The sequence below is a fragment of the Nocardia sp. JW2 genome (assembly GCF_051843015.1).
Classification (GTDB): domain Bacteria; phylum Actinomycetota; class Actinomycetes; order Mycobacteriales; family Mycobacteriaceae; genus Nocardia; species Nocardia coubleae.
Genome location: NZ_JBPXLK010000016.1, coordinates 91,549 through 115,666 on the forward strand (window position 1 = coordinate 91,549; position 24,118 = coordinate 115,666).

A 24,118-nucleotide genomic window follows, 5' to 3' on the forward strand; every position below is an offset into this window, starting at 1 on the left:
CCCTCCTACGTCCGATGCTCGTCATATCTTCTAAAATCTTTCAGTTGAATCCCGTGCTCTTTGCGTGTAAAAGTATTTCCGCCTCGGTTGCTGAAGTTTATGATTAGCTCGCGGAAAATTTCGCCTCGCGCATCGACCATGGTTACTGTACCGATTACCGTCTCTGGAGTTTTCGAGCCGGGAGGGTCTGTTCTAAAATCGATATGCGTTTCCCGACCCGCGCGCGATCGGGGCCAGTCTGCAATAGCGTTCTCCAGTACCCGGAATTGTCGTTGGTTGAATTCACTTTCTTGGGCGAAAAGGTTCACGAGTCCCCTGTCCAAGGTAGTTCGGTAGCTGGACGCATGGCCGCCATCATGTGTGATGTTAGTGCCTGGAGGCGCCACGCCTTCATGGCCGACGCTTGTTGCTGCGGTTGCCTCGGCGCTATCACGGTCGCGGTTGACCGCGTCTCCCGTGGAGAAGTCGTGACGGATGACGCCAGTGGTCGCCACGTGTCGCCCGTTGAGTGACTCGGTGAGCACTACGTTGTCGCCTACTTGGGATCGTGAGAACGACTGGACGTTGCCGTCGGCATCGGGTGGGAAGATGACTTGTTGTTCATGGCGTAAGGCGGTGAATGTGCCGCCGGTTCGGCGTGGGTACTCGGCAATGCGTGGGTGGTAGTCGCGGACCGTGGTGTGTGCGGGTGGCTCTCCGTAGATGGTGTCCGTGAACGGGGCGCCGTTAGGAGTTTGCCCATTAAGTACGTCCGTCGGGTTTCCGGGTGGTGTTGGCAGGGGATAGTCGCCTGGCCGGAGAGTTCCGCGGGCATTGACGTGGTCGGGGTTGTTCGGGTCGAGCAGTGGGCTGTTGGTTACACGGCGAGGTGGGGTGATTCGATCTCGTACATCGTCTCGGCGGTCGGCGAAGGGTGTTTCGTGGCCTGGCGGGGGCGTGGTGCTCGGGGCTTGTCGTGAGCGGTCGACCGCACTGTCAGCATCAATCGCATTCGGTGCTGATCCAGGCGCGTTCGGATTGGTCCCGTGGGTTGCAGTGGACCCGGACGGGAGGTGGGAATGCCATTGACCATCCGGCGGGATGCGGGGGGAGCGGGTGCCGTCGGGGTTGGTGATGGCGCTGGTGGTGAAGACGTTTCCGTTGGTGTCGGTCCAGGCGGCTTGAGTGGGGGCTAGGACTTCTACGCCGAGGTGTTGGGCGAGGCGGTCGGCGAAGCCGTTGGTTGCGGCGTCGCAGCCGATGAGGCGGATGGGGGTGGTGCCGTCCCAGTGGGTGCGGCGGAGGAGGTCGCCGTACTGCTCGGGGGTGAGGGTTTGGTTGCCGATGACGGCGTGGCCGTCGGGGGTGATGTGGGTGTCGGCGGTGAAGCGGGTGGGGTCGGCGGGGACTCGGTGGGGGAGGTCGCCCATGGTGGGGTCGCCGCGGTGGTGGGAGATGCCTGCGGGGGTTTGTTCGGCGTGGGTGTTGTGGATGGTGTCGAGGTCGATGGGCGGGTTTGTGTCGGTGGTGGGGGTTACGGTGTTGTCGGGTTGGGTTGTGGGGGTTCGGTGTTGGTCTGCCCAGGAGGGGGTGGTGGCTCGGGCCAGGTCTGCTCGGGAGATGTCGGCGCCGAGGCGGTCGATGTCGTCGGGGGTGAGGGTGGGGTTGGGGCGTGGGGGGAGGCCGAGGTGGGTTCGGACGGTGTTGGCCAGGTCGGTGAGGGTGGGGTTGGTGTCGGCGTTGATGGTGAGGTCGGCGGTGGTGGGGTTTGTGGTGGGGACGGTGTCGACCATGAGCCAGTCGCCGAGGGGGAATTGGCTGCCCTGGTTGAAGGTGAGGTCGGTGGCGAGTTGGGTGCGGGCGGTGACGGCGTCGATGGTGGTGGGGGGTGTTGTGGGGGAGCCGGTTACGGCGGTGGTGAGGCGGATTACGCGGACGGGTGCGCCGAGTGCGGTGGGGTAGCTGGCGCTGAGGTATGGGCGGCCCGGGGATGGGTTGACCTGGAGCGCTTGGTCGTTGGCGGGGGTGAGGGGGCGCAGGGATTCGCGGGCTTGGCGTGCTTGGTCGGCGTTGGCGAGGGCTTGCTGGGTGAGTGGTGGGTCCGACGGGTGGGTGGTGGTCGAAGTTGTATCGGTGGGTGCGGACTGGTCTGTGGTCGTCGGGGTCGAATCGACAGGCGTGCCATCGGTTGCCGGATCAGTCGGGGTGGTCGGAGTGGAGGGCTGCGCGGGGTCGGTGCTCGGCGCAAGGGTCGGTGCGGCGTGATTGCCGTTGGCGCGCAGGGGTGTCGTCGGCACGGGGGTGGGATATGAGCCACGTTGGGGAGGGCTGGTTGTGGGATCGCGAGGGGTGGTCGGCGCCGATGAGGGGATGCCTGTGGTCGGGTCGGTGGAGAGAGGCGTCGTCGGCCGCGTGTTTGGGGACGTCTGGGGACTACTCGGTGTGTCCGTTCGAGGCGGAACAGAGTTGGTCGGCGTGCTCGAGGTCGGTGCAGGCGTGACTGGCTCTGTTGACCGATTTGGTGGGGGTGCCTGGGGAGAACTGGATGCGGGAGATTGGTGAAGGGTGTTCGGGGAGGCCGACCTCGGCGTCGGGTCGGCGGGTGTAGTCGGGTCGATGGGCGCACTGGACTGGGGCACCGAGCTGCGGGGCGCCCCGGTCGGTGGCGTCGGGTTGTTGCTGGTTGGTGGCGTCCCGTTGGTTGGGGTGCTGGCTCTTGGCGTGGGGTTGTTGGGTGCGCTGGTTGGAGGCGCCGAGTTGATCGGGGTGCCGCTCGGAGGGCCGGAGTTGGTGGGGACGCTCGGCGTGGTGGGGCCGCCCTGAGGTGACTGTGCGGCGGGCGTCGTCGTCGACGGAGCTGCGGGTGCCATCGTCGCGGCGCTGGTGGTGCTGGGGTCGGTTGTTTGAGATGGTCGGCTGGTCTCGGGGGACTGCGCGGGCGCGGATGTGGGGAGCGCACTCGTGCTGGTCGGGTTCGAGACGCCGGCTTGCGGGGTGGATGGGGTGGCGGCCGGGTTGTTCGTGTCGCCGGTGATGGGAGACGAATTTGGTTGTGCTGTAGGCGAATCGGGGGGCTGGACGGCCGGGGTTTCGATCGGCGGCAAGCTCAGCGATGAGGGCGCGGCGTTGGACGGCTGCGCAGGGGAGGAGGTGTCCAGCGTGTTCGTGTTGCCGGGGTTGATCCCGGTCGACAGGTTCGAGCCGGGCGATTGTGCAGGTGCGGACGGGTTCGAATCGGTGGGGTTCGGGCTCGGTGCGGGGTTCGAGGGCGGTGCGTCGGCAGCGGTGGACGGACCGGGGTTCGCCGGATTCGCCGACGAAGGGTTCGACGGGGACGAATCCGATGGCGTGGCGGGGCTGGAGTTGCCGGGGTCGGCCGTCGATGGATTCGAAGCGGGGGAGTCCGCGGAGGGATCCGAGGTAGGCGAATCCATGACCGTGGACGGCCCAGCAACAGGTGCGGGTTCCTGTGGCTGACTGGGGTTTCCGCTCTGCGGTGCAGCGGCGGGATTGTCTTGGTTACCCGGAGAACCCTCACCCGGCGAGGGTGATCCCGCGTCGGACGGGTTCGATTGCGCCACTTCAGTAGACGGCGCCCCCGCATCGCCGGGCGGATTCCCTTGAGCAGCTGGGGCTTCCGTCGACGGTGAACCCGCGGAATCGCCAGGATTCCCACCCGGCGAACTGGGTGAATCGCCACCCACCCCGGGCGAATCGCCACCCACCCCGGGCGAATCACCGGTAGAGCTGGGTGAATCGCCACCCGCACCAGGCGAATCACCTGCGGAGCCAGGCGAATCACCTCCCGAACCGGGCGACCCGCCGGGCGAATCACCCGCCGAACCGGGTGAATCCCCACCCGCCCCCGGCGAATCCCCAACCGATGCCGGACTGGTAGCGCCTTCATCCCCGACCGATGAAGGCACGCCACCAGGACTATCAGAAGGCGAATCACCGGTATTCGCAGGCGAAGTCGCGGGCGCCCCCACATTCCCCAACTCGGGAACGTCCGGCGCGGCCGAGGAATCCCCACCCCCCAACGCCCCGGATTGCAACCCACTCTGCAACCCGCCAGCCCCAGCACTGGTGAACGTATCCACCCCGATATCGAGCTGGAACTCCTGCCCCATCAGCGTCGACGCCGCCCCGGCGGCAGCGACCTGGGCAGAAACATCGGCGGCCAGCTCGGTACCGGCACCGGCGACCGACTTGGCCGCCAGCTTGCTCACCCCGTTGGACAACCCCTCCCCGACACCGTCGAGCTTGTTCCCGAGCCCACCACCGACGGCCCCACCGACCGCACCACCGAAAGTCGCCAAACCCAGGTCGGCCCAACCGAACTTGTCCATCGACCGGTCGCCCTTGGCCACCTGGATCGAACGGGCAAGAGCATCGATGCCGCCCTCTTCGAGCGCCTCGAACGCCGCCCCACGCAGTGCCGCCCGCGACGCCGCTTTGGCAATACCACGCGCGATCATCCGGGTCAGCAGCGATTTCATCGCCATCTTCACCGCGACCTGCGCGGCGACGCGCGCGGCCACACCGGCGACCGCGCCGACACCGGTCCACGAAGTGGCAAGGGCCAGACCGATTTCCACGGCAGCGACGATCATCGTGCCGATGATCACCAGCTTGGTGTGTTCGATGTCGTTGGCGCCGTCGTCGAGCAGTTCGGCCTGCTTCTGGCACCACTTGGCGATCGCGGTGAACGCGGCCTGGTCGCCGGCGAGGAGTTTGTCGCGGTAGGCGGCGATCGCGTCGTGGGTCTCGCCCGCCGACAGCGCGGACAGGGCCGCATTCAGTGCCTTGGCCGCATCCTCGTCGACGGTGTTGAGGGTGTCGGCGGTCGTGGTCCAGGCATCGGCGAGGCGACGCATAGCCGTTTCGTCACCGTCGGGCCAATCGCCCGCGCCGAGAATGTATTTCGCGACCCATTGGAGCGAATCGGGGATTTCGATACCCACGAACTAGCTCCCCGCCACCTGATTCAGTTGGGCCGCGTTCGCGGTGTCCTGGGCGACGAGGGCGTCGGCGATCGACACCATGTTGGTGCCGAGCTGGGTCATGGACTTCGCGAGATTGTCGACGGAAGTTTTGCCCTGCTCCACGCCGGGTGTGTAGTTCTGCGCGAACGCCTGCCCGATCTCGTCCCCACCCCAGCACTCACCCTCGGCGGCCAGGGCGGCGGTCAGCGTGGTGAGGGCGGTCGAGATCGTCGATGCCACCGAGTCGAACGAGGTCTGCGTGCCGCGTAGCGCATCGGGATCGGCCTCGATCGAACTCATTCCAAATCCCAACCTCGCCCAACAGTGCTGTCGAGGTTTTGGACGCGCGGGAACGCGAAGAGGATCCCTATTGTGCGGTATGTCTCATTCGAGAGCTATGGGCTATCAGGCCGGCAGGCTGCGAGATTCAGCCTGTAACCGAGCGAACGGCAGCCTGACGCGTTTCGTCGTCGACAGCACCGACTACGAACCCTTTGGTGACAATGTGCTGCACCAGCGAAGGTTCCGGGGGCACCCCGTATTTGCGCAGATAATGGGGCACCGCACCGGCCCAGACGAAAACGCCGTCGGTCTGGAAATTCAGCGGCACATCACGCTGCGCGGGGTCGAAATCGTCGGTGGCGTAACTGCGGGCGCTCAGGATCACCGGCGCGGACTCGAGATAAGTCAGTACCTGTGCCACGATCCGTGGATCGACAGGCGGCCGGTTGACCACCGGCCTGCCCTCGGCATCTCTCCCGTCGAAGGGCGGCGCCGACCGAAACTCACTCATAGCAGCCCAACGTACTCGAGCTCTGGATCAGATGGCCAGGACGGTCTTTCCACGTGCACTACCCGCGCCGAGTACAGCGGGAGCGGTTTCCAGCGGCACCGTCATCTGGACCGGGACCACCACATCCCCTGCCGCCACGCGCCCGAGCAAGCGGCTCAGTTCCGGACCGCGTCCTTTGGATTCGAAGTTGCCGCCGGTGATGCCGCGCTCGGTGAGTGCCTGTTCGTCGGCGGCCCAGACGGTGGAGTACGCGTGGCCGCCGCGGCGGACGAGGGTGGCGTGGTCGGCGAAGGCCGGGGCGGTGCTGACCAGGTCGAACAGGACGTCGATGCCGTCGGGGTGGGTGGCGCGCACGGCGTCGACGATGTTCGAGTCGACCTGGGTGGACGGGTCGTGCGGGTCGGGGCGTGCCTGGGTGTAGTCGACGGTTTCGGCGGCGCCGAGGCGGGCGACCTGGTCGGTGGCGTCGGCGCGGGCGGTCGCGATCACGTGGGCGCCCGCGATATTGGCCAGCTGTACAAGGAAGGAACCGACACCGCCGGTGGCGCCGACGATCAGCACGGTCTGGCCGGGCTGGATGTGGGCGGCGTCGACCAGGTCCTGGGCGGTGAGCCCGGCGATGGGCAGGGCGGCGGCGGCGACCGTGGTGATGCCGTCGGGGATCTTCACCAGCGTGGCGTCTTCGGGGACCGTCGCGTACTGGGCCCAGCTGCCGTGGCCGGCGGGGGCGGTCAGGAATTTGCCGACCACCTTGTCGCCAACGGCGAACGAGGTGACGCCCGACCCGACCGCCGACACGGTGCCCGCGCCGTCCACGCCGAGGATCATCGGGAAGTCGGTCGGCATTTTTCCTTCGAGCAGCCCGTCGGCCATCTTCAGGTCGAACGGATTCACCCCCGCGGCGTCCAAGGCGACCTGCACTTCACCCGGACCGGGTTCGGGCACCGGCATATCGGCGAGTTCGGGCGTGGCACCGAACTTGTGAACCACGATGGCGCGCATGGTCGACAACTCCTCGTATCGGGGGTGATCCAGGCACCGCAATCCTAGGCTGAGGGGGCTCCGACATGCGGCGTAGCGTGAGGCGGCGTGGCGAACCGGCGAGAAAAAGATTAAGTTGAGCGGAACAGACTCAACTTTGCCGACGTTGAACAAGTCGATACCGGAATTACCCCGAGGAGACCAGTGGACTCGTTCAATCCCACCACCAAGACCCAGGCGGCCCTGACGGCCGCCTTGCAGGCCGCGTCGGCGGCGGGCAACCCGGAGATCCGTCCGGCGCACTTGCTGGTGGCGTTGCTGGATCAGACCGATGGCATCGCCGCCCCGCTGCTCAAGGCCATCGGTGTCGACCCCGCGACCGTCGAACGGGAAGCGGGCGACCTCGTCGACCGGCTGCCGCGCGCCACCGGCGCCACGACCACCCCTCAGCTCGGCCGCGAGGCGCTGGCCGCGATCACCGCCGCGCAACGACTGGCCACCGAACTCGGCGACGAATACGTCTCGACCGAGAACCTGCTGGTCGGCCTGGCCGACGGCAGCGGCGAGGTGGCCGAGCTGCTGCGCAGGCATGGCGCGACTCCCGAGGCGTTGCGTGACGCCTTCACCACGGTGCGCGGCAGCGCGCGGGTCACCAATCCCGACCCCGAAGCCTCCTACCAGGCACTCGAGAAGTACTCGACCGACCTCACCGAGGCCGCCCGCACCGGCAAGCTCGACCCGGTGATCGGCCGCGACACCGAGATCCGCCGTGTGGTGCAAGTACTTTCGCGGCGCACGAAGAACAACCCGGTGCTCATCGGTGAACCGGGCGTCGGCAAGACCGCCATCGTCGAGGGCCTCGCCAAGCGCATCGTCGACGGTGACGTGCCGGAGTCGTTGCGCGGCAAGAAGGTCATCTCGCTCGACCTCGGCGCGATGGTCGCGGGCGCGAAGTATCGCGGCGAGTTCGAGGAGCGGCTCAAGGCCATGCTCGACGACATCAAGAACAGCGCGGGCGAGATCATCACCTTCATCGACGAACTGCACACCATCGTCGGCGCGGGCAGCACCGGCGACTCGTCGATGGACGCGGGCAACATGATCAAACCGCTGCTCGCGCGCGGTGAACTGCGCCTGGTCGGCGCCACGACGCTCGACGAGTACCGCAAGTACATCGAGAAGGACGCCGCACTGGAACGCCGCTTCCAGCAGGTGCTGGTCGGCGAGCCGACGGTGGCCGACACCATCGGCATCCTGCGCGGCATCAAGGAACGCTACGAGGTGCACCACGGCGTGCGGATCACCGACTCCGCGCTGGTGGCGGCCGCGACGCTGTCGGACCGCTACATCACCTCCCGCTTCCTGCCGGACAAGGCGATCGACCTGATCGACGAGTCGGCGTCGCGGCTGCGCATGGAAATCGACTCGCGCCCGGTCGAAATCGACGAGGTGGAGCGCGCGGTGCGGCGCCTCGAGATCGAGGAGGTCGCGCTCGAGAAGGAAACCGACGAGGCGTCCAAGCAGCGCCTGGAGAAACTGCGCCAGGAACTGGCCGACGACCGCGAGAAGCTCAACCAGCTCACCACCCGCTGGCAGAACGAGAAGAACGCCATCGACTCGGTGCGCGGGCTCAAGGAGGAGCTCGAGCGCTTGCGCGGCGAATCCGAACGCGCCGAACGCGACGGTGATCTCGGCAAGGCCGCCGAGCTGCGCTACGGCCGCATCCCGGCGCTGGAGAAGCAGCTGGCCGCGGCCGAGGAGGCCAGCGGTGCCGCCGCTAGCGGTGAGGTGATGCTCAACGAGGAGGTCACCCCGGACGACATCGCCGATGTGGTGTCGTCGTGGACCGGTGTGCCGGTGGGGCGGATGCTCGAGGGCGAGACCGCCAAGCTGCTGCGCATGGAGACCGAGCTCGCCGGGCGCGTCGTCGGTCAGCAGGAGGCTGTGCAGGCGGTGTCCGACGCGGTGCGCCGCTCGCGTGCGGGGGTGGCCGACCCGAACCGGCCGACGGGCTCGTTCATGTTCGTCGGGCCGACCGGTGTCGGTAAGACCGAGCTGGCCAAGTCGCTGGCGGAGTTCCTGTTCGCCGACGAACGCGCCATGGTCCGCATCGATATGAGCGAGTACAGCGAGAAGCACTCGGTGGCTCGCCTGGTCGGTGCGCCGCCCGGTTACGTCGGGTACGACCAGGGCGGTCAGCTCACCGAAGCGGTGCGCAGGCGGCCGTATTCGGTGGTGCTGTTCGACGAGATCGAGAAGGCACACCCGGACGTGTTCGACATCCTGCTGCAGGTACTCGACGAGGGCAGGCTCACCGACAGCCAGGGCCGCACGGTCGATTTCCGCAACACCATCCTCATCCTCACCTCCAACCTGGGTGCCGGTGGCACCAAGGACCAGGTGATGGACGCGGTGCGTCGCGCGTTCAAGCCGGAGTTCCTCAACCGGCTCGACGACGTGGTGATGTTCCACGCGCTCGACGCGAAACAGCTGGAGTCGATCGTCGACATCAACCTGCGTCAGCTGCAGAAGCGGTTGTCGCAGCGCAGGCTCACCCTCGATGTCACCGAGGAGGCCAAGCAGTGGCTCGCGGTGCGCGGTTACGACCCCGCCTACGGCGCGCGCCCGCTGCGCAGGCTGATCCAGCAGGCCATCGGCGACAGCCTGGCCAAGGAACTGCTCTCCGGCACGGTCACCGATGGCGACACGGTGTCGGTGAGTGTGGACGACGCCGCCGACAAGCTGGTCGTCGGACGCGAAGTTGTCCACAGTTCATGATTTATCCACAGCCCGGTGCGTAGGACCCTCTCTACGCGCCGGGCTGACCTACGCTGGGGACATGACGAATCCGAACGATCCGTGGGGACAACGCCCGGAGGATTCGCCGACGGAACGGCTGGGTTCGCCAGGGAACGAAACCACACGGCCGTACGGCGGTGGGTTCGACGAGTGGGGACAACCGTCGAACCCCACCCAGGCACTACCGCCGCACGACGCTCAATGGGGACCGTATGAAAGTGGTTATCCCGCAGAGCAACCCGCGCCCCAACCGGCCTACGGGCAGGGATATCCGCCCGCCCCGCCGCCGGGCTACGGGCCGCAACAGCAGCCCGAATATCCACCGCGCCCACAGGACGGCGACCAGGAACCGCCGAAGAAGCACACCGGCCTGTGGATCGCGCTCGGCCTGGCCGTCGTGGCGCTCATCGCCTTCGGCGGCATCCTGGCCGGTCTGATGCTCACCGGTGGCGACGGTTCCGACAACGACACCGCCGCCGCACCACCCACCACCCAGACTCTGCAACCACCGACCAGGCAAACCACCCCGACCGCGCCGCCGAGCGCGAGCGGCCTGCCCGGCTTACCCGGCCTCGGTGGCACCGAAGACCTCGGCGCCACCATGGGCAGCATCACCGCCAACACCGGTTCCGAGATCACCATGAGCACCCTCGGCGGGTCGAGTGTGCGGGTGCTGATCGACGAGGCCACGCAGGTGATCTCGCTGAGCACCACCAAGGCGAGCGAACTTCCGGTGGGTGACATGGTTATGGTGCAGGGCGACAAGAACCCAGACGGGTCGATCCGCGCCAAGATCATCATCAGCACGGCGCTCCCGAGCGGCCCCCGATGAGCGACCCGCGCGTCGAATCCCCGGTGCTACCGGGCAATCACGGCGACGGCTGGATAGGCTAGGCGACGATGACGGCTATGTGGTTCGGCTTGGCGGCGATCGCACTCGTTGGTGCGGTCGTACTGCTGTATTTCGATCGGGTCCAGCGACAGCGCACCGGACACGCCCGCCAGGTGTGGGCGAAGTCCCAGGGCTATACCTATGTGTCGGTGGAGCCCGCCCTCGCCTCGACGTGGCGGCGCGGCGCGCTGACCAAGCTCGGGTACCTGTCCGCGGTCGACGTGGTCTCCGGTATCCGTAAGGGCGAGAAGTTCGTGCTCTTCGACCTGGAAGACGCCGCCACCCTGGTGGCCGTGCGCCGCCAGATCGGGTCCGAGATCGATGTCGACATGCGGCTCAAGACCGCGTCGCCGCCCAAGGACCACGACCTGGAACTGCTCGGCGCCATCGGCGACCGGGTCGTGTTCGCCACCGACCCCGAGATCGCCCGGCACGCCGTCGACCAGCGGATGGTCGGCTTCATCGAATCCCTGTCCGACACCGTGCAGATGCTGTGGAGCGAGGGCAACTGGACCCTCGGCATGCTCCCGGTCGGCAGCGGGTCCAAGGACTGGGAGACCGCGATCGACGCCGTGCTCCGCCTGTCGGGTCTGCTGCATGTGCTGCCGCCGGTGGCCGAGCCGAACGAATACACCCGTCCCCGTTCGGGAATCGGCGAACCCTCGCCCGACGGTTTCCGCGACGAGTACGACGACGACTACGCTCCGGCCGCCCGCGTGCCCGATATCGACGGCCGCGCCCGCTTCCCCGGTCCCGACGACGAAGCCGATGTCGACGACCACTACGGCCGCGCCGCCGAACCGCTGTTCCCCGCGCGCCCCGCCCAGGCACCCGACGACGCCTACGACCGCCTGCCGCCGCGCAAACCCGCCTTCGCGGCCGACCCGGATTTCGATCCCGACCTCGACGACCCGGATTTCGAGGACCAGCCGGCACCCGGCCGCCGTCCGCTCGGCGAACCGCCGAAGCGCCCGTCGCTCGCCGTCGTCCCGGAACCGCGCCCACGCGTGGAGCCGCCGCGTCCGCGCACGGAGGAACCGCGTCCGCGCGTAGAGGAAGAGCGGGCCGACGACGATTCAGACCAGCCCGGCGGGCCCTTCCACCCCGGCTTCCGCCCCTACCAGGGCCCCGTCCCCAAGTGATCCCGATGCCGTGACACGGCATCACCCGTCGACCCGAATCGACCAGCTATGACCGATATCCCCGCGCGCCTGCCCGGTGCGTCCCGACCCGTCGCCCTGATCACCGGCCCCACCTCCGGCATCGGCCTCGGCTTCGCCCACCGCCTCGCCGCGCTCGGCTACGACCTGGTGCTCGTCGCCAGGAACGAGGTGCGGTTGCGTGGCCTGGCCGACGAACTCGGCCGCCGGTACGCCACCTCCGCCGAAGTCCTCGTCGCCGACCTGGCCGATGACGACGACCGCGCCCGCGTCGCCGAACGTGCCGAGGCCGGCCTCCAATTCCTGGTCAACAACGCCGGTTTCGCGCATTCGGGGGAGTTCTGGACCCTCGAGCCCGCCGAGCTGCAGGCCCAGCTCGATGTGAACGTCACCTCGGTCGTGCAGCTCACCAGGGCCGCGCTGCCCGCGATGATCGCGGCCGCGTCCGGTTCGATCGTCAATGTGGCCAGCGTGGCGGGACTCGTTCCCGGCCGCGGGTCCACCTATTCGGCGTCGAAGGCCTATGTCGTCGCCTTCACCGAAGGTCTCGCGGGTGGGCTGTCGGGCACCGGTGTGCGTATCCAGGCCCTGTGCCCCGGCTTCGTGCACACCGAGTTCCACGAGCGAGCCGGCATCGAGATGAGTTCGCTGCCCAAGGCGCTGTGGCTCGAGGTGGACCAGGTGGTCGACGGCTGCCTGCACGACCTGGAAGCGGGCCGGGTCATCAGCGTTCCCGGCCTGCAGTACAAGGTCATCACCACGGTGGCGGGGATGGTTCCGCGCACCCTCATCACGCGGCTCAATCGCGGCCTGTTCAACGCACGCGGCAGGACCTAGGGCATGGCGTGGGCCCCGGCGGCGGCAGCGTAGCGTAATCGCGCAGGGCCCACGCAGATGACCGAAAGGAAACCGCATGATCGACCAGGCACGTCAGGCGCTCACCGAAGCCGATCGCGACCAGTTGGCCGCGCTCGTGCGCGAGCTCGCGGTCGTGCACGGCAAGGTGACACTGTCCTCGGGCAAGGAGGCCGACTACTACGTCGACCTGCGCCGCGCGACGCTGCACCACCAGGCCGCCCCGCTGATCGGGTCGCTGCTGCGTGAGCTGGTCGCCGACTGGGACTTCGACGCCGTCGGCGGGCTCACCATGGGCGCCGACCCCGTCGCGATGGCCGTCATGCACGCGCCCGGTCGCCCGATCGATGCCTTCGTCGTCCGCAAGGCCGCCAAGGCCCACGGCATGCAGCGCCAGATCGAGGGCCCCAATGTCGTCGGCAAGCGGGTGCTGGTGGTCGAGGACACCACAACCACGGGCAATTCGCCGCTCACCGCTGTGCGCGCGCTGCGTGACGCGGGCGCCATCGTGGTGGGTGTGGCCACGGTCGTGGACCGCGAAACCGGTGCTGACCAGGTGATCGCCGCCGAGGGGCTGGAATACCGGTCCATCCTCGGTCTCGACGACTTGGCTCTGAGTTAGCCTGAACGTCAGAAAACTCGGACGGCGACGAAGCCGTCCGGCAGTGAGAAGGACGTGTGAGTCACCCGTGGTGAGCATTGCAATCAACAAAGGTCGCGACAATGTCGCGATGCTCGGGATCGGTGCGTACCGCCCGCAGCGCATCGTCAGCAATGCCGAGGTGTGTGAGGTTCTCGACTCGACGCCAGACTGGATCTACGAACGCACCGGCATCCACAACCGGCGCTGGATCAGCGGCGACGAGACCATCCGCTCGATCGCGGCGGCCGCGGGCGAGCGCGCGCTGAAGAACAGCCCGGTCGACCGCGCCAAGATCGGCGCGGTCCTGCTGTGCACCTCGAGCTGGCTCAAGCTCACCCCGCACGGTGCGCCGTCGGTGGCCTACGACCTCGGCCTCAACGGTGTCGCCGCGTTCGACCTCACCTCCGGCTGCGGCGGTTTCGGCTACGGCCTCGGCGTGGCCGCCGACCTGATCCGTGCCGGTTCGGCCGAATACGTGCTGGTGATCGGCGCAGAGACCATGACGGTCGGCCTCGACCCGACCGACCGCGGCACCGCGATGATCTTCGGTGACGGCGCGGGCGCCGTCGTCGTCGGCCCGGCCGAGGAGAACGGCATCTCACCGACGGTGTGGGGCAGCGACGGCGAGAACGCCGAGGCCATCGCCCAGGACGTCGACTTCCTCGCCTACATGAACAAGGCCCAGGCCATGCAGGGCACCGATCCCGAGGTGGAGCCGATCGGCCGCATGTCGCTGCACATGGAGGGCCCGAAGGTCTTCCGGTGGGCCGCGGTCACCCTGCCGCGCGCCCTGTCGGCGGCGCTCGACGCCTCCGGTGTGGCCAAGGAGGACATCGAGGTGTTCATCCCGCACCAGGCCAATGCCCGCATCAACGAGCTGATGAAGAAGAACCTCGGCCTCGCCGAGAACATCCCGATGGCCAACGACATCGAGAACACCGGAAACACCTCGGCCGCCTCGATCCCGCTGGCCATGGAGGAGATGCTGGTGACCGGTAAGGCCAAGGGCGGTCAGCTGGCGCTGCTGCTCGGCTTCGGCGCGGGCCTGAGCTACGCGGGCCAGGTCGTCACCCTGCCGCCCGCCCCGAAGGAACCGAGCTTCTGACGATGCGTCCGTTGCGCGCGGGCTATCTCGCGGCGGCGGCGGTCACCGTTTTCGGTGCCGTCACCGGCCGCGAACGCCTGCAATGGGTGGCCAAACCGCTGCTGATGCCGTTGCTCGCGGCCGACGCGGTGACCGGCGGCGCCGTTGACCCGGCCGAGCGCCGGATCCTGCTCGGCTCGTTGGCCGCCGCCACCGTGGGCGACGTCCTGCTCATCGACCCGGACGACGACCGCCGGCTCATCGCGGGCGCGTCGTCGTTCGCGGTGATGCAGACGGGCTACACGCTGCTGTGGTGGCAGCGTGGGGCCCGCCCCCGTCCCGAGATCGCCGTGCCGCGTCTGCTCGCCTGGGCAGGCGCGGCCGCGCTGCTCCGCGCCAAGGCGCCTGCGCTTGCTCTGCCGCTCACCGCGTACGGCGCGACTCTCGGAACCGCCGCGACCCTCGCCTCGGATCCTGCCCTGGCTCCCGACGCGAAAAACCTTGCCGGGCTGAATATTCCGAACGAGGACCCGCGTAGCCGCTACGGCGTGGGCGCGCTGCTGTTCACCGTCTCCGACGGCCTGATCGTCCTGCGCCGCCTCTTCGCGAAGTCCGAAAGATCCCGCCGCCTCACCGAGGGCGTCATTCTCGCGACCTACGCGGCGGCCCAGTACCACCTCACCGTCGCACCGCCGACAGCCGCCGACCCGCTGGTCAGCTCACCGCGAGGAACGTCAGGACGGTCGCACCGATACGGATGATGTCACCATCGCCCAGCAAAGCCCCACTGTCGATGGGCAATTCGTTCACATAGACACCGTTGGCCGAATGCAGATCCTTGATCAGCAGACCGGCGCGGCTGGGCATGATGTGGGCGTGGTAGCGGCTCGCCTTGGGGTCGTCGAGCACCAGTTCGTTGTCGGTCATACGCCCGATTCGCAAGCCCCCGTGCGGAATCGGGATGGTGCGGCCGTCGGCGAAGCGCAGGTTGCCGTTGCGGATCGAGCGCGGCACCTCGGTGACGGTCTCCGTCATCGCGGCGGCGACCTGCTCGGATCGCTTGAAGGCCTGCACATTCAGCGGTTCCTGGCGAAGAACACGCTGCTCGAGTTCGATCAGCGCCGCGCCCGGATCGATGCCGAGCTCCTCGGCGAGGACGGTACGCACCCGGCGGCACGCCTCGAGCGCGTCGGCCTGACGACCGGACAGGTACAGCGCGGTGATGAGCTGACCCCACAGCGGTTCACGCAGCGGATTCTCGTTGGTCATGGTGACCAACTCACCGATCACCGAAGACGAACGCCCACAGGCGATCTCGGCATCGATGCGGGCCGAGGCGGCGAGTAGCCGCTCCTCGTTCATCGCGGTGGCGAACCCGTCGGCGAACTGCAGGCCGGCCAGATCGGCCAGCGCACGCCCCGACCACTCCCGCAGCGCCGCGCCGAACAGGTTGGCCGCACCGGGATGATCACCGGCGTCGAGGCAGCGCGAACCGGCCTCGCGCGCGTTCTCGAAACGGCCGAGATCGCAAGCGGTGTCGGGGATTTCGAGCCGATACCCGGCGCCCTCGGTGCGCAGCACCTGTGCGGAATCGATCCCGGCGTTGCGCAGCGCCTTGCGGATATTGGAGACGAACACCTGCAGGCTCGCCGCGTACGAGTCGGGCGGATCCTCGTTCCACACCATCTCGGCGAGCACAGCCGACGACACCGCGCGCCGCCGGTTGACGGTGAGCGCGGCAAGCAGCGCGCGCGGCTTGGGCCCGCCGACCGCCACCGGCTCACCGCCGACGAGCAGTCGAACGGGCCCGAGCACACGGACATCAAGACTCATGAGCTCGGGCCCCGTTGTTCGATACTTCGATCAGGAACCGCTGACGGAGCGACCGGCCGACTTGAGGTCGTTGCAGGCCTCGAGCACGCGCGCGGCCATCGAGGACTCGGCCTTCTTCAGGTAGCTGCGCGGGTCGTAGGTCTTCTTGTTGCCGACCTCGCCGTCGATCTTGAGCACACCGTCGTAGTTGGTGAACATGTGCCCGGCGACGGGACGGGTGAAGGCGTACTGGGTGTCGGTGTCGACGTTCATCTTCACCACGCCGTAGCGCAGGGAGTCCTCGATCTCCGACTTCAGCGAGCCCGAACCGCCGTGGAACACGAAGTCGAACGGCTGCGCGTCCGCACCAAGGCCCAGCTTGGCGGCGGCGACGCGCTGGCCCTCGGCCAGCACCTCCGGCTTGAGCACCACGTTGCCCGGCTTGTACACACCGTGCACGTTGCCGAAGGTGGCGGCGAGCAGGTACTTGCCGTTCTCACCGGCGCCGAGCGCGTCGATGGTCTTCTCGAAGTCCTCGGGCGAGGTGTAGAGCTTGTCGTTGATCTCGGCCTCTACGCCGTCCTCTTCACCGCCGACGACGCCGATCTCGACCTCGAGGATGATGTTGGCGGCCTTCGAGAGCTTGAGCAGCTCCTTGGCGATCTCGAGGTTCTCGTCGATCGGGATGGCCGAGCCGTCCCACATGTGCGACTGGAACAGCGGGTTGAGGCCGTTGTTCACGCGCTCCTGGGAGATGGCGAGCAGCGGGCGCACGTAGGTGTCCAGCTTGTCCTTGGGGCAGTGGTCGGTGTGCAGCGCGATCGTCACGTCGTACTTCGCGGCGACCACGTGCGCGAACTCGGCCAGCGCCACCGCGCCGGTGACCATGTCCTTCACACCCTGGCCCGAGGCGAACTCGGCGCCGCCGGTGGAGAACTGGATGATGCCGTCGCTCCCGGCCTCCGCGAAGCCCTTGATGGCGGCGTTGATCGTCTCCGACGAAGTGCAGTTGATAGCCGGGAATGCGAACGAGTGCGCCTTGGCCCGGCCGAGCATCTCGGCGTAGACCTCCGGAGTCGCGATAGGCACAGCAGTGACCTCCGTCTGTGGGGAGCAAAAAACCAATTCTGTCAGGCCACACCCTAGGTTAGGAAGTGATCGATGAGTTCACCGGCTGGTTTCCGCCAGGTCGCCCACACCCATTCACTTCACAGCCGCGACCGGTACTGTGGGCCCCGTGACTTTGCTGGCGGTTTCCGATGTGATGACGCACAACCTCGCGTTGACCCAGTTGCTGGACCCGATGTATCTGCTCCAGGACACGTGGCTGAAGAACGCGGTGCTACCCGCCATCCTGGCGATTGTCTTCATCGAGACCGGTCTGCTGTTCCCGTTGCTGCCCGGTGACTCGCTGCTGTTCACCGGTGGCATGCTGGCCGCGCAGGGCAGCCCGAACATCTGGGTGCTCGTCCCGCTGGTGATCGTCACCGCGTTCGCGGGCGACCAGTGCGCGTACTGGATCGGGCGAAAAATCGGGCCGGCGATCTTCCGCAAGGAGGACAGCCGCTTCTTCAAGAAGCAGTACGTCGTCGAGACACACGAGTTCTTCGAGAAGCACGGCCCCAAGACGATCATCCTGGCCAGGTTCGTGCCGATCGTCCGCACGTTCATGCCGGTGCTCGCCGGTGTGTCGAAGATGAGCTACCGCAAGTACGTGGCGTTCGACATCGTCGGTGCCGTGCTGTGGGGCGGCGGCGTGACGATCATCGGTTACTTCCTCGGCAATGTGCCCTTCATTCGCGACCATGTGGAAGCGATCTTCCTGCTGATCGTGTTCGTCTCGATCCTGCCCGCCATCATCACAGTCGGTAAGAAGGTGCTCGCGCGCCGCGCTCTGCCCGTGGTGCCCGTGGTGCCCGCCGAGCCTGCCGAGCTGGCCGTCTCGACGAACAAGACGCTCTGATCGACGTGACAGCGGGACCATCCACCTACGCCGTCGGCAGCTTCGATCCGCTGGTCTCGGCCGGGCCCGCTGTGGTCTGCACGGTCGTGCTGGTGTTCGTGTTCCTGGAATGCGCGTTCATCATCGGGCTGTTCCTGCCCGGCGATTCGATGCTGATCACCGCGGGTATCGTGCTCGCCTCCCACGCCAACGGCGAAGCGCAGGTGTGGGGGCTGTCCGTCGGCACCATGCTGGCGGCGATCGCCGGGAACCAGGTGGGGTACCTGGTCGGCCAACGCACCGGCCATCGTGTGGTCGCGCGCAAGAACGGCCGCTACATCAATACCGAGAACCTGGCGAAGGTGACGCATCTGCTGGAACGGCACGGGTTCTTCGCGGTGATGATCGCCCGCTGGATCCCGTGGGTGCGCACGCTGTGCCCGATGGTCGCGGGCGCGGCCGGGATGGATCACCGCAAGTACACGATCGCCAGCACCATCGGTGCGATCATCTGGGCGCCGGTGCTGCTGCTCATCGGCTACTACGCGGGTGAGTTCCTCGAGCGGGTGTCGTGGTTGATGCCCGCGGTGATCGGCACCCTCGTCGTCGGCCTGATCATCGGCACAGTGATCGGCATCCGGCACTACCGCCAGGAAATGGCCAAGCCCGCCGAGGACTACGAAGTCGAGTGCGAGGCGAGCGTCGGCGAGCGCTAGAGGCCCGCGGCACTCACCTGGTAGGCGGCTTCCATCAGCATCCAGCCCGACAGCTGCACCGACAGGTCGCGTTCGGGAACCACCGACGCGGTCACCGAACCGCCCGCGGTGAACTTGCCCGCGCCCGCCGAACCGCCCGGCAGGCGGGCCGGTTTGCTCCAGTCGTAGCCGAACAGTGGTTCGCCCTCCACCTCGAGGCGGTTGCTCCAGGCGGTGGTGGCCGAGGTCTTCACGATGGCCGCGGCGATGCGGCGCGCGGCCTCGGGGCGTTTGCCCTCGCCGGGCAGCATCAGCGCTACGACGGCCAGGTAGCGGGCGAGGATGCCGTTGAACAGGCCGCCATCGCCCCCGCCACCGCCGGAGATCACCAGCCGGTGGGTCATGTGGTCTTCCACCGCGTCGACCAGGTCGACGGCGCGGTCGATGTGGCGGTCGTCGTCGGTGTGTACCGCCAGCTCGGCCTCCAGGCCGAGCACCACACCCTGGCAGTAGGTGAACGTGGGCCGTTCGATCTCGCCGGAGGGCAGATGAATGCCGTCGAGGACGAGACCGGTCTGCGGGTCGCGCAGGGTGTCGTGCAGCCAGTCGGCCATCTGCTGCGCGCGTTCGACCTGGCCCAGTCGCAACAGCGCGATGCCCGCGGGGCCGTTCGCCGGTGCGTTGTAGAAATCGGATCGCACCCGCCACGGGATGCCGCCGCCGACCCCCGGGTTCCACGCGCTGTAGAGCTGCTGTTCCAGGGCGAGCAGACCGCCGCGCGCCGCGCTGAGTTCCTGGGTGCGTTCGGCGCGTTCGAGGGCGATGGCCAGCCAGGCCATGTCGTCGTAGTAGCGGTTGGTCCAGCCGGTGATGTTGCGCATGCGGTGCGAGCGCGCGATGGCGGCGATGCGCCTGCGCCGGGCCGGTGTCGGTACCCGGTTCGCGGCGTCGATCGCGCAGTCGAGCAGATGCGCCTGCCACCAGTAGTGCCAGCTGCCGAACAGGCGCTCACGGCGGGTGGCCGGCCAGCCGACGACGCCCAATTCCGTTCCGGGACAACCCCACAGGGCGCGCAGGTGGCGCGAGATGATGGCCGATTCGGCCATGTCGGCACGTTCGGACCACAGCGCAGGGGTCGGTACGGATCCGGTATCAGTCGGCTGCGGGCGCCGGCCCCCACGCGAGGTCATGGGGTCCATGTTGCCAGGTCGGTGTGCATGCGGGGCAAGGAAATTGTGGTCTGTGGCGACCGGTGTGGCGTGGCAGACCTGATGTGACGCGCGGGATTCAGGTGATCGGCCAGGCCAGCGACAGATCCGCGTGCTGACGGATCCAGGTGTGCATGGCGATGCCCGCCGCGACCCCCGCGTTGATGCTGCGGGTCGAACCGAACTGGGAGATCGAAACCGTGAGGGCGGCAGCGTCTTTCGCGTCGTCGCTCACGCCGGGTCCCTCCTGGCCGAACAGCAGGAGGCAGTCGCGCGGCAACTGGGCGGTTTCGAGCGGCACCGAGCCGGGCACATTGTCGACGGCCACCACGGTGAGTCCTTCGCGGGCGGCGTAGTCGCGCAGCTCGGTCAGGTCGGTGTGGTGGACCAGGTGCTGGTAGCGGTCGGTGACCATGGCGCCGCGCCGGTTCCAGCGGCGCCGGCCGACGATGTGCACCGCGGCGGCGGCGAAGGCGTTGGCGGTGCGGACCACGGTCCCGATATTGGCGTCGTGGCCGAAGTTCTCGATGGCCACGTGGAAGGGAAAGCGGCGGGCGTCGATGTCGGCGACGATCGCCTCGCGTTTCCAGTAGCGGTAGGCGTCGACCACATTGCGGCGGTCGCCCTCGGCGAGCAGCACCGGGTCGTAGCGGTCGTCGGTGGGAGCGGGCGTGCCGTACTCCTGCTCCCACGGGCCGAGGCCGTGTGGATGTTCACCCCACTCGGTTGGTCCCGCGACGTCGGCCTCTGGTTCGATCACCCGCAGGATGCTAGCTCAGTAGGTGGATGTGTCCGCCGACGCACCGATCACCATGAGTACCACCGCGAGCACGAGGAACAGCAGCACGATGCCGAGCATCGCGGAGCCGATGATGCCCATGATGTATCCCGCGTACACCTGCGAACGGCCGCCGATCGTGCCGTTGGACGCGTCGATCTCGGCCAGCGCCGACTTGGCCTTCAGCCAGGCGAACGGCGCGGTGAGACCGCAGAACGACACCCCGATCACCCCGAGCACCAGCACGAGGGTCGACTCCGGGTGGTCCGGCGGGCGGTAGTAGCCCTGCGGCGGCAGCGGGTAACTCATAGGCCGCATGGTAGCCGGGGCATCAGCCCTGCTCGGTCATCATCGGGGGATCCGGTTCCGGGGTGGGCAGCGCGACCAGAGGGCTGCCCCGGCGCAGGGTGCGCTGCCAGCGCAGCGGATCGTAGGCGGCCGGTTCGGTTTCCTCGATGAACTGCCGGATGAGCGTCACGAAGCGGTCCGGATCGAAGTGGTGCGGGAAATGACCTGCGCCGGTGAATATTTCGATGCGGCTGCCGGGGAAGGCGCGATGCGCGCGGGTCGCGTGTCCGGAGGGGATGACGGTGTCGCGCGTGCCGCCGATGACCAGGGTGGGCAGGTGGGCGGCGAGATAGCCGCGATCGAGCATGGTGATGGTCTGCCCGCGCCGGTCGGCTGCCGCGCGGATGGTCCGGAGGAAGGCGTTGCGTGCGCCCGATTCGGCCAGGCCGCCGTAGAGGCGGAGCACGTATTCGGCATCGGGTCCCAGGCCTAGCCCGCCGACCGCCGTGACCAGCGGGATCACGGCACGCACCGCCGTGCGCACCGGCCAACTGGTGACGGCCATCAGCGCGGGCCCGGCGCCCGCGATCGTGGCCAGCCGGAACGCCGGGTGCACGCCCGCGCCCATGCCGGCCGGGCACACCAGCGCGATCCGCTCCACTTTCTCCGGGAACTGGTAGGCGAACTGCATGGCGATACCGCCGCCGAGCGAGTGCCCGACCACGGTGGCCCGTTCGATGCCGAGCACGCTGAGCAGGTCGCGCATGCCGTTGGCATAGGCGGCCACCGCGTAATCGGCGCGCGGCTTCGCGGATTCACCGTGTCCGAGCAGGTCGGGTGCGATCACGGTGTGGTGCTCGGCGAGCGCGTCGAAGACGGGCGCCCAGGTTCCGGAGCTGTCGGTGATGCCGTGAATGAGCAGCACCGGCGGACCTGTCCCGGCCATCCGATACGCACGCCGATACCCGTGCACCTCGATGAACCGCACATTCCCGTTCATCAACGAAGCGTGCGCGCGGGGTGTTGCGGCACGACAACACACAGGTAAGCGACATGTGACACCGCGTATCAGCTACGCGGTGCGGCTTCGGTCAGGTCAGGCGGATCTCCGCGGCGGCGCGGCCGAAGAGCTTGCGGCCCTCCGAGGTTCCGCTCAGCAGCACGGTGGCCGCGCGGCGGTCGGTATCGATCGACTTGATCTTGCCGGAGAACTGGATCTCGCCCGCCGCGGTCGGTGGGACCGGGACGAAACCGGAGAAACGCACGGCCAGCTTTTCGATAGCGGTCGGGTCGCCGAGCCAGTCCGTGAGGTACTGGGCGGCCAGGCCCATGGTGAGCAGGCCGTGGGCGACGACGGTCGGCAGGCCGGCCAGTTCGGCGGCGCGGTCGCTGAAGTGGATCGGGTTCGGGTCGCCCGAGACGCCCGCGTAGTTGGCGAGGTCACCGCGGGTGACGCGCGCGGTGGCGACCGGCAGTTCCATACCCTTGGTCAGCGATTCGAACGCCGGGCCGGTGTGCACGGGTACGAACTCGCGCGGCGGCACGGCGGGGGCGGGGCCGGTGCGGCGGATCAGGAGGTCGTCGGCGATGCCGGTGTCGCCGGGACGCGGGTGCATGCTGATGTTCTCGACGGCCTCGACGATATTGGGGTCGACCTCCACGCCGCGGCGCGCGACGATGGTCGTCGTTCCCTGTACCGCCACCTCGTCGTGCTGGTTCACCAGCTTGAACCCGACATTGACGAAGTCGTTGTCGGCGAACTGGCGGATCGACTCGATCTCGATCTCCGTGCGGATCCGGTCGCCTGCCAGCATCGGGTGGAAGATCTCGAAGACCTGATCGGTCTGCAGCACCTGCGACAGGTCGTACTCGGTGAGTACGCCGTCGAGCAGGGCGCGGGTGGCGCTCATGCCGATCACCGAGGCGAAGGTCGGTGGTGCGATCACCGCGTCGTAGCCGAGCTTGCGGGCATCGACCTCGTTCTGGTGCGCGAGGTGCGTGTTCTGCACCGCCCGGGCGAATTCGCGGATCTTCTCGCGCCCCACCTCGTAGTGATCGCGGAATCCGAAGCGCTGGCCCACCAGCGCCGCCTCCGGGACCACAGCATCGATGTCCGGCTGCGACGTTGTGTGTTCCGTGCTCATGATCCGAAAAATGATACTGGGTGCACAGCGCCCGATACCAGTTATGTGTGACCCGTCATAGCACCTCTGACCGGCGCTACGACGGGTCATCACCGGTTCAGGGTGCCGCCGTGGGGTCGCACACCTTCCAGCCGCCGTCGGTCTTCTGCAGGTCGAAGGTGCGTGCGGTGCGCTTGGTCTCCGCCGCCGTGTACACCGTGGCCTCGGCCAGCGCCGTGTCGTCGGTGATCCGCACCGCGTCCACGCTGTCGACCACCGGAATGGAGCCCTGCTCGGTCGAGAGCTGATGTACGCCCTGGAACTGCTCGGTACTGATGCCCTGGTAGAAGTCGTGCAGCTGTCCACAGGTGGTGGACCGCAGGGTTTCGAGATCACCCTCGCGCAGCGCGTCGGTGTACTCACCGATCACCGCCCGCACCTGCCCCTCCGGCGAATTGTCACCCGTCGTCATCAGCACGAAGCCCACGATCAACGCGATGACGAGCACGGCCGCACCCGCCGCCGCCAACACCAACCGCTTCGACCGACCCGCCCCGCCGGCGTTCGCCTGCTGCTGCGGTGCGGCCCCTTGCTGACCCGGCTCGATCCGCTGCGGAGGCGCCACCTGCCGCTGCCCATCCGCCAGGTGATGCGCGGGCCGCGTCGGCTGGATATCAGCAGGAGAAGGTGCCCCTGGCCCCTGGCCACGAGCAATACCCGCCCCTTGCGCACCATGCTGCGCCGACGGGCGCGTCTCCTCGATCCCTGGTCCTTGCGGTCCGCGAGGAGCTCCTGGCCCTTGCGGACCCTGGGGTGCGGACGGGCGGGTGTCCTCGGCCCCTGTTTTTTGCAGTCCGCGCGGAACTCCCGGTCCTTGAGGTGCCGATGGCCGTGCGTCTTCGGCCCGTGGTCCTTGCGGTCCGCGAGATGCCCCCGGTCCTTGCGGTCCTTGCGGTCCGCGCGGCCCTGGGGATGCGGATGGCCGTGTGTCTTCGACGCCGGCTCCCTGTAGTCCGCGGGGAGCGCCCGGCCCCTGGGGTCCTTGGGGCGCGGACGGTCGTGTGTCTTCGACGCCGGCTCCCTGCGGTCCGCGAGGAGCGC

At 68.0% G+C, this 24,118-nt stretch carries 23 protein-coding genes; 12 read left to right on the top strand and 11 right to left on the bottom strand.

Features of this window, described 5'->3' with window-relative positions; translation table 11 throughout:
• Positions 1-5 precede the first annotated feature (5 nt).
• Positions 6-2,276, bottom strand: a complete 2,271-nt coding sequence (locus ACSVDM_RS21475) for a hypothetical protein (RefSeq protein ID WP_439267312.1) — start codon at positions 2,274-2,276, stop codon at positions 6-8.
• 268 nt (positions 2,277-2,544) lie between these two features.
• Here ACSVDM_RS21475 and ACSVDM_RS21480 point away from each other — a divergent pair, with 268 nt between their 5' ends.
• The 3 genes from ACSVDM_RS21480 to ACSVDM_RS21490 all read left to right on the top strand — a co-directional run bounded on the left by ACSVDM_RS21480 (position 2,545) and on the right by ACSVDM_RS21490 (position 5,234).
• The gene (locus tag ACSVDM_RS21480; protein ID WP_439267314.1) at positions 2,545-2,802 is read left to right on the top strand and encodes a hypothetical protein; all 258 of its coding nucleotides are present in this window, start codon (positions 2,545-2,547) and stop codon (positions 2,800-2,802) included.
• A gap of 210 nt (positions 2,803-3,012) precedes the next feature.
• Complete coding sequence (locus tag ACSVDM_RS21485; RefSeq protein ID WP_439267316.1) at positions 3,013-3,456, top strand: hypothetical protein; 444 nt, start codon at positions 3,013-3,015, stop codon at positions 3,454-3,456.
• A 572-nt stretch (positions 3,457-4,028) separates the two neighbouring features.
• Complete coding sequence (locus ACSVDM_RS21490; RefSeq protein ID WP_439267318.1) at positions 4,029-5,234, top strand: hypothetical protein; 1,206 nt, start codon at positions 4,029-4,031, stop codon at positions 5,232-5,234.
• 157 nt (positions 5,235-5,391) lie between these two features.
• On the opposite strand, the gene ACSVDM_RS21495 is transcribed toward ACSVDM_RS21490, so the two are convergent.
• Entirely contained in the window at positions 5,392-5,757 is a 366-nt protein-coding gene (locus ACSVDM_RS21495) for a hypothetical protein (protein WP_439267319.1), read from the bottom strand.
• Between the two features lie 27 nt (positions 5,758-5,784).
• Positions 5,785-6,759, bottom strand: coding sequence for an NADP-dependent oxidoreductase (locus ACSVDM_RS21500; RefSeq protein WP_378666827.1), 975 nt, complete (start codon positions 6,757-6,759; stop codon positions 5,785-5,787).
• A gap of 183 nt (positions 6,760-6,942) precedes the next feature.
• Between ACSVDM_RS21500 and clpB the strand changes: the two genes are divergently transcribed.
• The 7 genes from clpB to ACSVDM_RS21535 all read left to right on the top strand — a co-directional run bounded on the left by clpB (position 6,943) and on the right by ACSVDM_RS21535 (position 14,932).
• A complete protein-coding gene (clpB, locus tag ACSVDM_RS21505) occupies positions 6,943-9,516 on the top strand; it encodes an ATP-dependent chaperone ClpB (RefSeq protein ID WP_439267320.1) in 2,574 nt (857 codons plus the stop codon).
• A 61-nt stretch (positions 9,517-9,577) separates the two neighbouring features.
• Positions 9,578-10,369: a DUF5666 domain-containing protein gene (locus ACSVDM_RS21510; RefSeq protein WP_378666829.1), complete on the top strand. Its 792-nt coding sequence runs from the start codon at positions 9,578-9,580 to the stop codon at positions 10,367-10,369.
• Positions 10,370-10,437: 68 nt separating this feature from the next.
• Entirely contained in the window at positions 10,438-11,571 is a 1,134-nt protein-coding gene (locus ACSVDM_RS21515) for a hypothetical protein (RefSeq protein WP_439267322.1), read from the top strand.
• Positions 11,572-11,619: 48 nt separating this feature from the next.
• Positions 11,620-12,426, top strand: a complete 807-nt coding sequence (locus ACSVDM_RS21520) for an SDR family NAD(P)-dependent oxidoreductase (protein WP_067484317.1) — start codon at positions 11,620-11,622, stop codon at positions 12,424-12,426.
• 76 nt (positions 12,427-12,502) lie between these two features.
• Entirely contained in the window at positions 12,503-13,066 is a 564-nt protein-coding gene (gene pyrE, locus ACSVDM_RS21525; protein WP_067484319.1) for an orotate phosphoribosyltransferase, read from the top strand.
• A gap of 67 nt (positions 13,067-13,133) precedes the next feature.
• The gene (locus ACSVDM_RS21530) at positions 13,134-14,192 is read left to right on the top strand and encodes a beta-ketoacyl-ACP synthase 3 (RefSeq protein WP_067484322.1); all 1,059 of its coding nucleotides are present in this window, start codon (positions 13,134-13,136) and stop codon (positions 14,190-14,192) included.
• Positions 14,193-14,194: 2 nt separating this feature from the next.
• The gene (locus tag ACSVDM_RS21535; RefSeq protein ID WP_439267323.1) at positions 14,195-14,932 is read left to right on the top strand and encodes a lysoplasmalogenase; all 738 of its coding nucleotides are present in this window, start codon (positions 14,195-14,197) and stop codon (positions 14,930-14,932) included.
• Here ACSVDM_RS21535 and ACSVDM_RS21540 read toward each other — a convergent pair.
• Entirely contained in the window at positions 14,886-16,004 is a 1,119-nt protein-coding gene (locus tag ACSVDM_RS21540) for a BTAD domain-containing putative transcriptional regulator (protein WP_067642144.1), read from the bottom strand. The genes ACSVDM_RS21535 and ACSVDM_RS21540 overlap by 47 nt on opposite strands.
• 30 nt (positions 16,005-16,034) lie before the next feature.
• Positions 16,035-17,072 carry a class II fructose-bisphosphate aldolase gene (gene fbaA / locus ACSVDM_RS21545; RefSeq protein WP_067484330.1) on the bottom strand — a complete coding sequence of 346 codons (1,038 nt, stop codon included), beginning with the start codon at positions 17,070-17,072 and terminating at the stop codon, positions 16,035-16,037.
• Positions 17,073-17,244: 172 nt separating this feature from the next.
• On the opposite strand from fbaA, the gene ACSVDM_RS21550 reads away from it, so the two are divergent.
• Complete coding sequence (locus tag ACSVDM_RS21550; protein ID WP_371851925.1) at positions 17,245-17,946, top strand: DedA family protein; 702 nt, start codon at positions 17,245-17,247, stop codon at positions 17,944-17,946.
• Positions 17,947-17,951: 5 nt separating this feature from the next.
• Positions 17,952-18,641 carry a DedA family protein gene (locus tag ACSVDM_RS21555; protein WP_067484333.1) on the top strand — a complete coding sequence of 230 codons (690 nt, stop codon included), beginning with the start codon at positions 17,952-17,954 and terminating at the stop codon, positions 18,639-18,641.
• Here ACSVDM_RS21555 and ACSVDM_RS21560 read toward each other — a convergent pair.
• From ACSVDM_RS21560 to ACSVDM_RS21585, 6 genes are all read right to left on the bottom strand, one after another.
• On the bottom strand, positions 18,638-19,726 hold the full coding sequence (locus ACSVDM_RS21560) for a glycoside hydrolase family 76 protein (RefSeq protein ID WP_439267324.1): 1,089 nt from the start codon (positions 19,724-19,726) through the stop codon (positions 18,638-18,640). The genes ACSVDM_RS21555 and ACSVDM_RS21560 overlap by 4 nt on opposite strands.
• A gap of 181 nt (positions 19,727-19,907) precedes the next feature.
• Positions 19,908-20,588: a TrmH family RNA methyltransferase gene (locus tag ACSVDM_RS21565; RefSeq protein WP_439267325.1), complete on the bottom strand. Its 681-nt coding sequence runs from the start codon at positions 20,586-20,588 to the stop codon at positions 19,908-19,910.
• Between the two features lie 15 nt (positions 20,589-20,603).
• Positions 20,604-20,915 carry a DUF4190 domain-containing protein gene (locus ACSVDM_RS21570; RefSeq protein ID WP_067484345.1) on the bottom strand — a complete coding sequence of 104 codons (312 nt, stop codon included), beginning with the start codon at positions 20,913-20,915 and terminating at the stop codon, positions 20,604-20,606.
• A gap of 22 nt (positions 20,916-20,937) precedes the next feature.
• On the bottom strand, positions 20,938-21,894 hold the full coding sequence (locus ACSVDM_RS21575) for an alpha/beta fold hydrolase (RefSeq protein WP_067642140.1): 957 nt from the start codon (positions 21,892-21,894) through the stop codon (positions 20,938-20,940).
• A 91-nt stretch (positions 21,895-21,985) separates the two neighbouring features.
• On the bottom strand, positions 21,986-23,038 hold the full coding sequence (locus tag ACSVDM_RS21580; protein WP_067642139.1) for a fused (3R)-hydroxyacyl-ACP dehydratase subunits HadA/HadB: 1,053 nt from the start codon (positions 23,036-23,038) through the stop codon (positions 21,986-21,988).
• Positions 23,039-23,135: 97 nt separating this feature from the next.
• Positions 23,136-23,642, bottom strand: a complete 507-nt coding sequence (locus ACSVDM_RS21585; RefSeq protein WP_439267328.1) for an Rv0361 family membrane protein — start codon at positions 23,640-23,642, stop codon at positions 23,136-23,138.
• Positions 23,643-24,118: the final 476 nt, after the last annotated feature.

What these genes read in the sequence shown, in the direction of transcription:
- ACSVDM_RS21570 (WP_067484345.1), bottom strand. Translation starts at nt 20,915, where the DNA reads ATGAGTTACCCGCTGCCGCCGCAGGGCTACTACCGCCCGCCGGACCAC.
- ACSVDM_RS21495 (WP_439267319.1), bottom strand. Translation starts at nt 5,757, where the DNA reads ATGAGTGAGTTTCGGTCGGCGCCGCCCTTCGACGGGAGAGATGCCGAG.
- ACSVDM_RS21535 (WP_439267323.1), top strand. Translation starts at nt 14,195, where the DNA reads ATGCGTCCGTTGCGCGCGGGCTATCTCGCGGCGGCGGCGGTCACCGTT.
- ACSVDM_RS21500 (WP_378666827.1), bottom strand. Translation starts at nt 6,759, where the DNA reads ATGCGCGCCATCGTGGTTCACAAGTTCGGTGCCACGCCCGAACTCGCC.
- ACSVDM_RS21515 (WP_439267322.1), top strand. Translation starts at nt 10,438, where the DNA reads ATGACGGCTATGTGGTTCGGCTTGGCGGCGATCGCACTCGTTGGTGCG.
- ACSVDM_RS21520 (WP_067484317.1), top strand. Translation starts at nt 11,620, where the DNA reads ATGACCGATATCCCCGCGCGCCTGCCCGGTGCGTCCCGACCCGTCGCC.
- ACSVDM_RS21580 (WP_067642139.1), bottom strand. Translation starts at nt 23,038, where the DNA reads ATGAGCACGGAACACACAACGTCGCAGCCGGACATCGATGCTGTGGTC.
- pyrE (WP_067484319.1), top strand. Translation starts at nt 12,503, where the DNA reads ATGATCGACCAGGCACGTCAGGCGCTCACCGAAGCCGATCGCGACCAG.
- ACSVDM_RS21540 (WP_067642144.1), bottom strand. Translation starts at nt 16,004, where the DNA reads ATGAGTCTTGATGTCCGTGTGCTCGGGCCCGTTCGACTGCTCGTCGGC.
- ACSVDM_RS21560 (WP_439267324.1), bottom strand. Translation starts at nt 19,726, where the DNA reads ATGGCCGAATCGGCCATCATCTCGCGCCACCTGCGCGCCCTGTGGGGT.
- ACSVDM_RS21485 (WP_439267316.1), top strand. Translation starts at nt 3,013, where the DNA reads ATGGGAGACGAATTTGGTTGTGCTGTAGGCGAATCGGGGGGCTGGACG.
- ACSVDM_RS21575 (WP_067642140.1), bottom strand. Translation starts at nt 21,894, where the DNA reads ATGAACGGGAATGTGCGGTTCATCGAGGTGCACGGGTATCGGCGTGCG.
- ACSVDM_RS21510 (WP_378666829.1), top strand. Translation starts at nt 9,578, where the DNA reads ATGACGAATCCGAACGATCCGTGGGGACAACGCCCGGAGGATTCGCCG.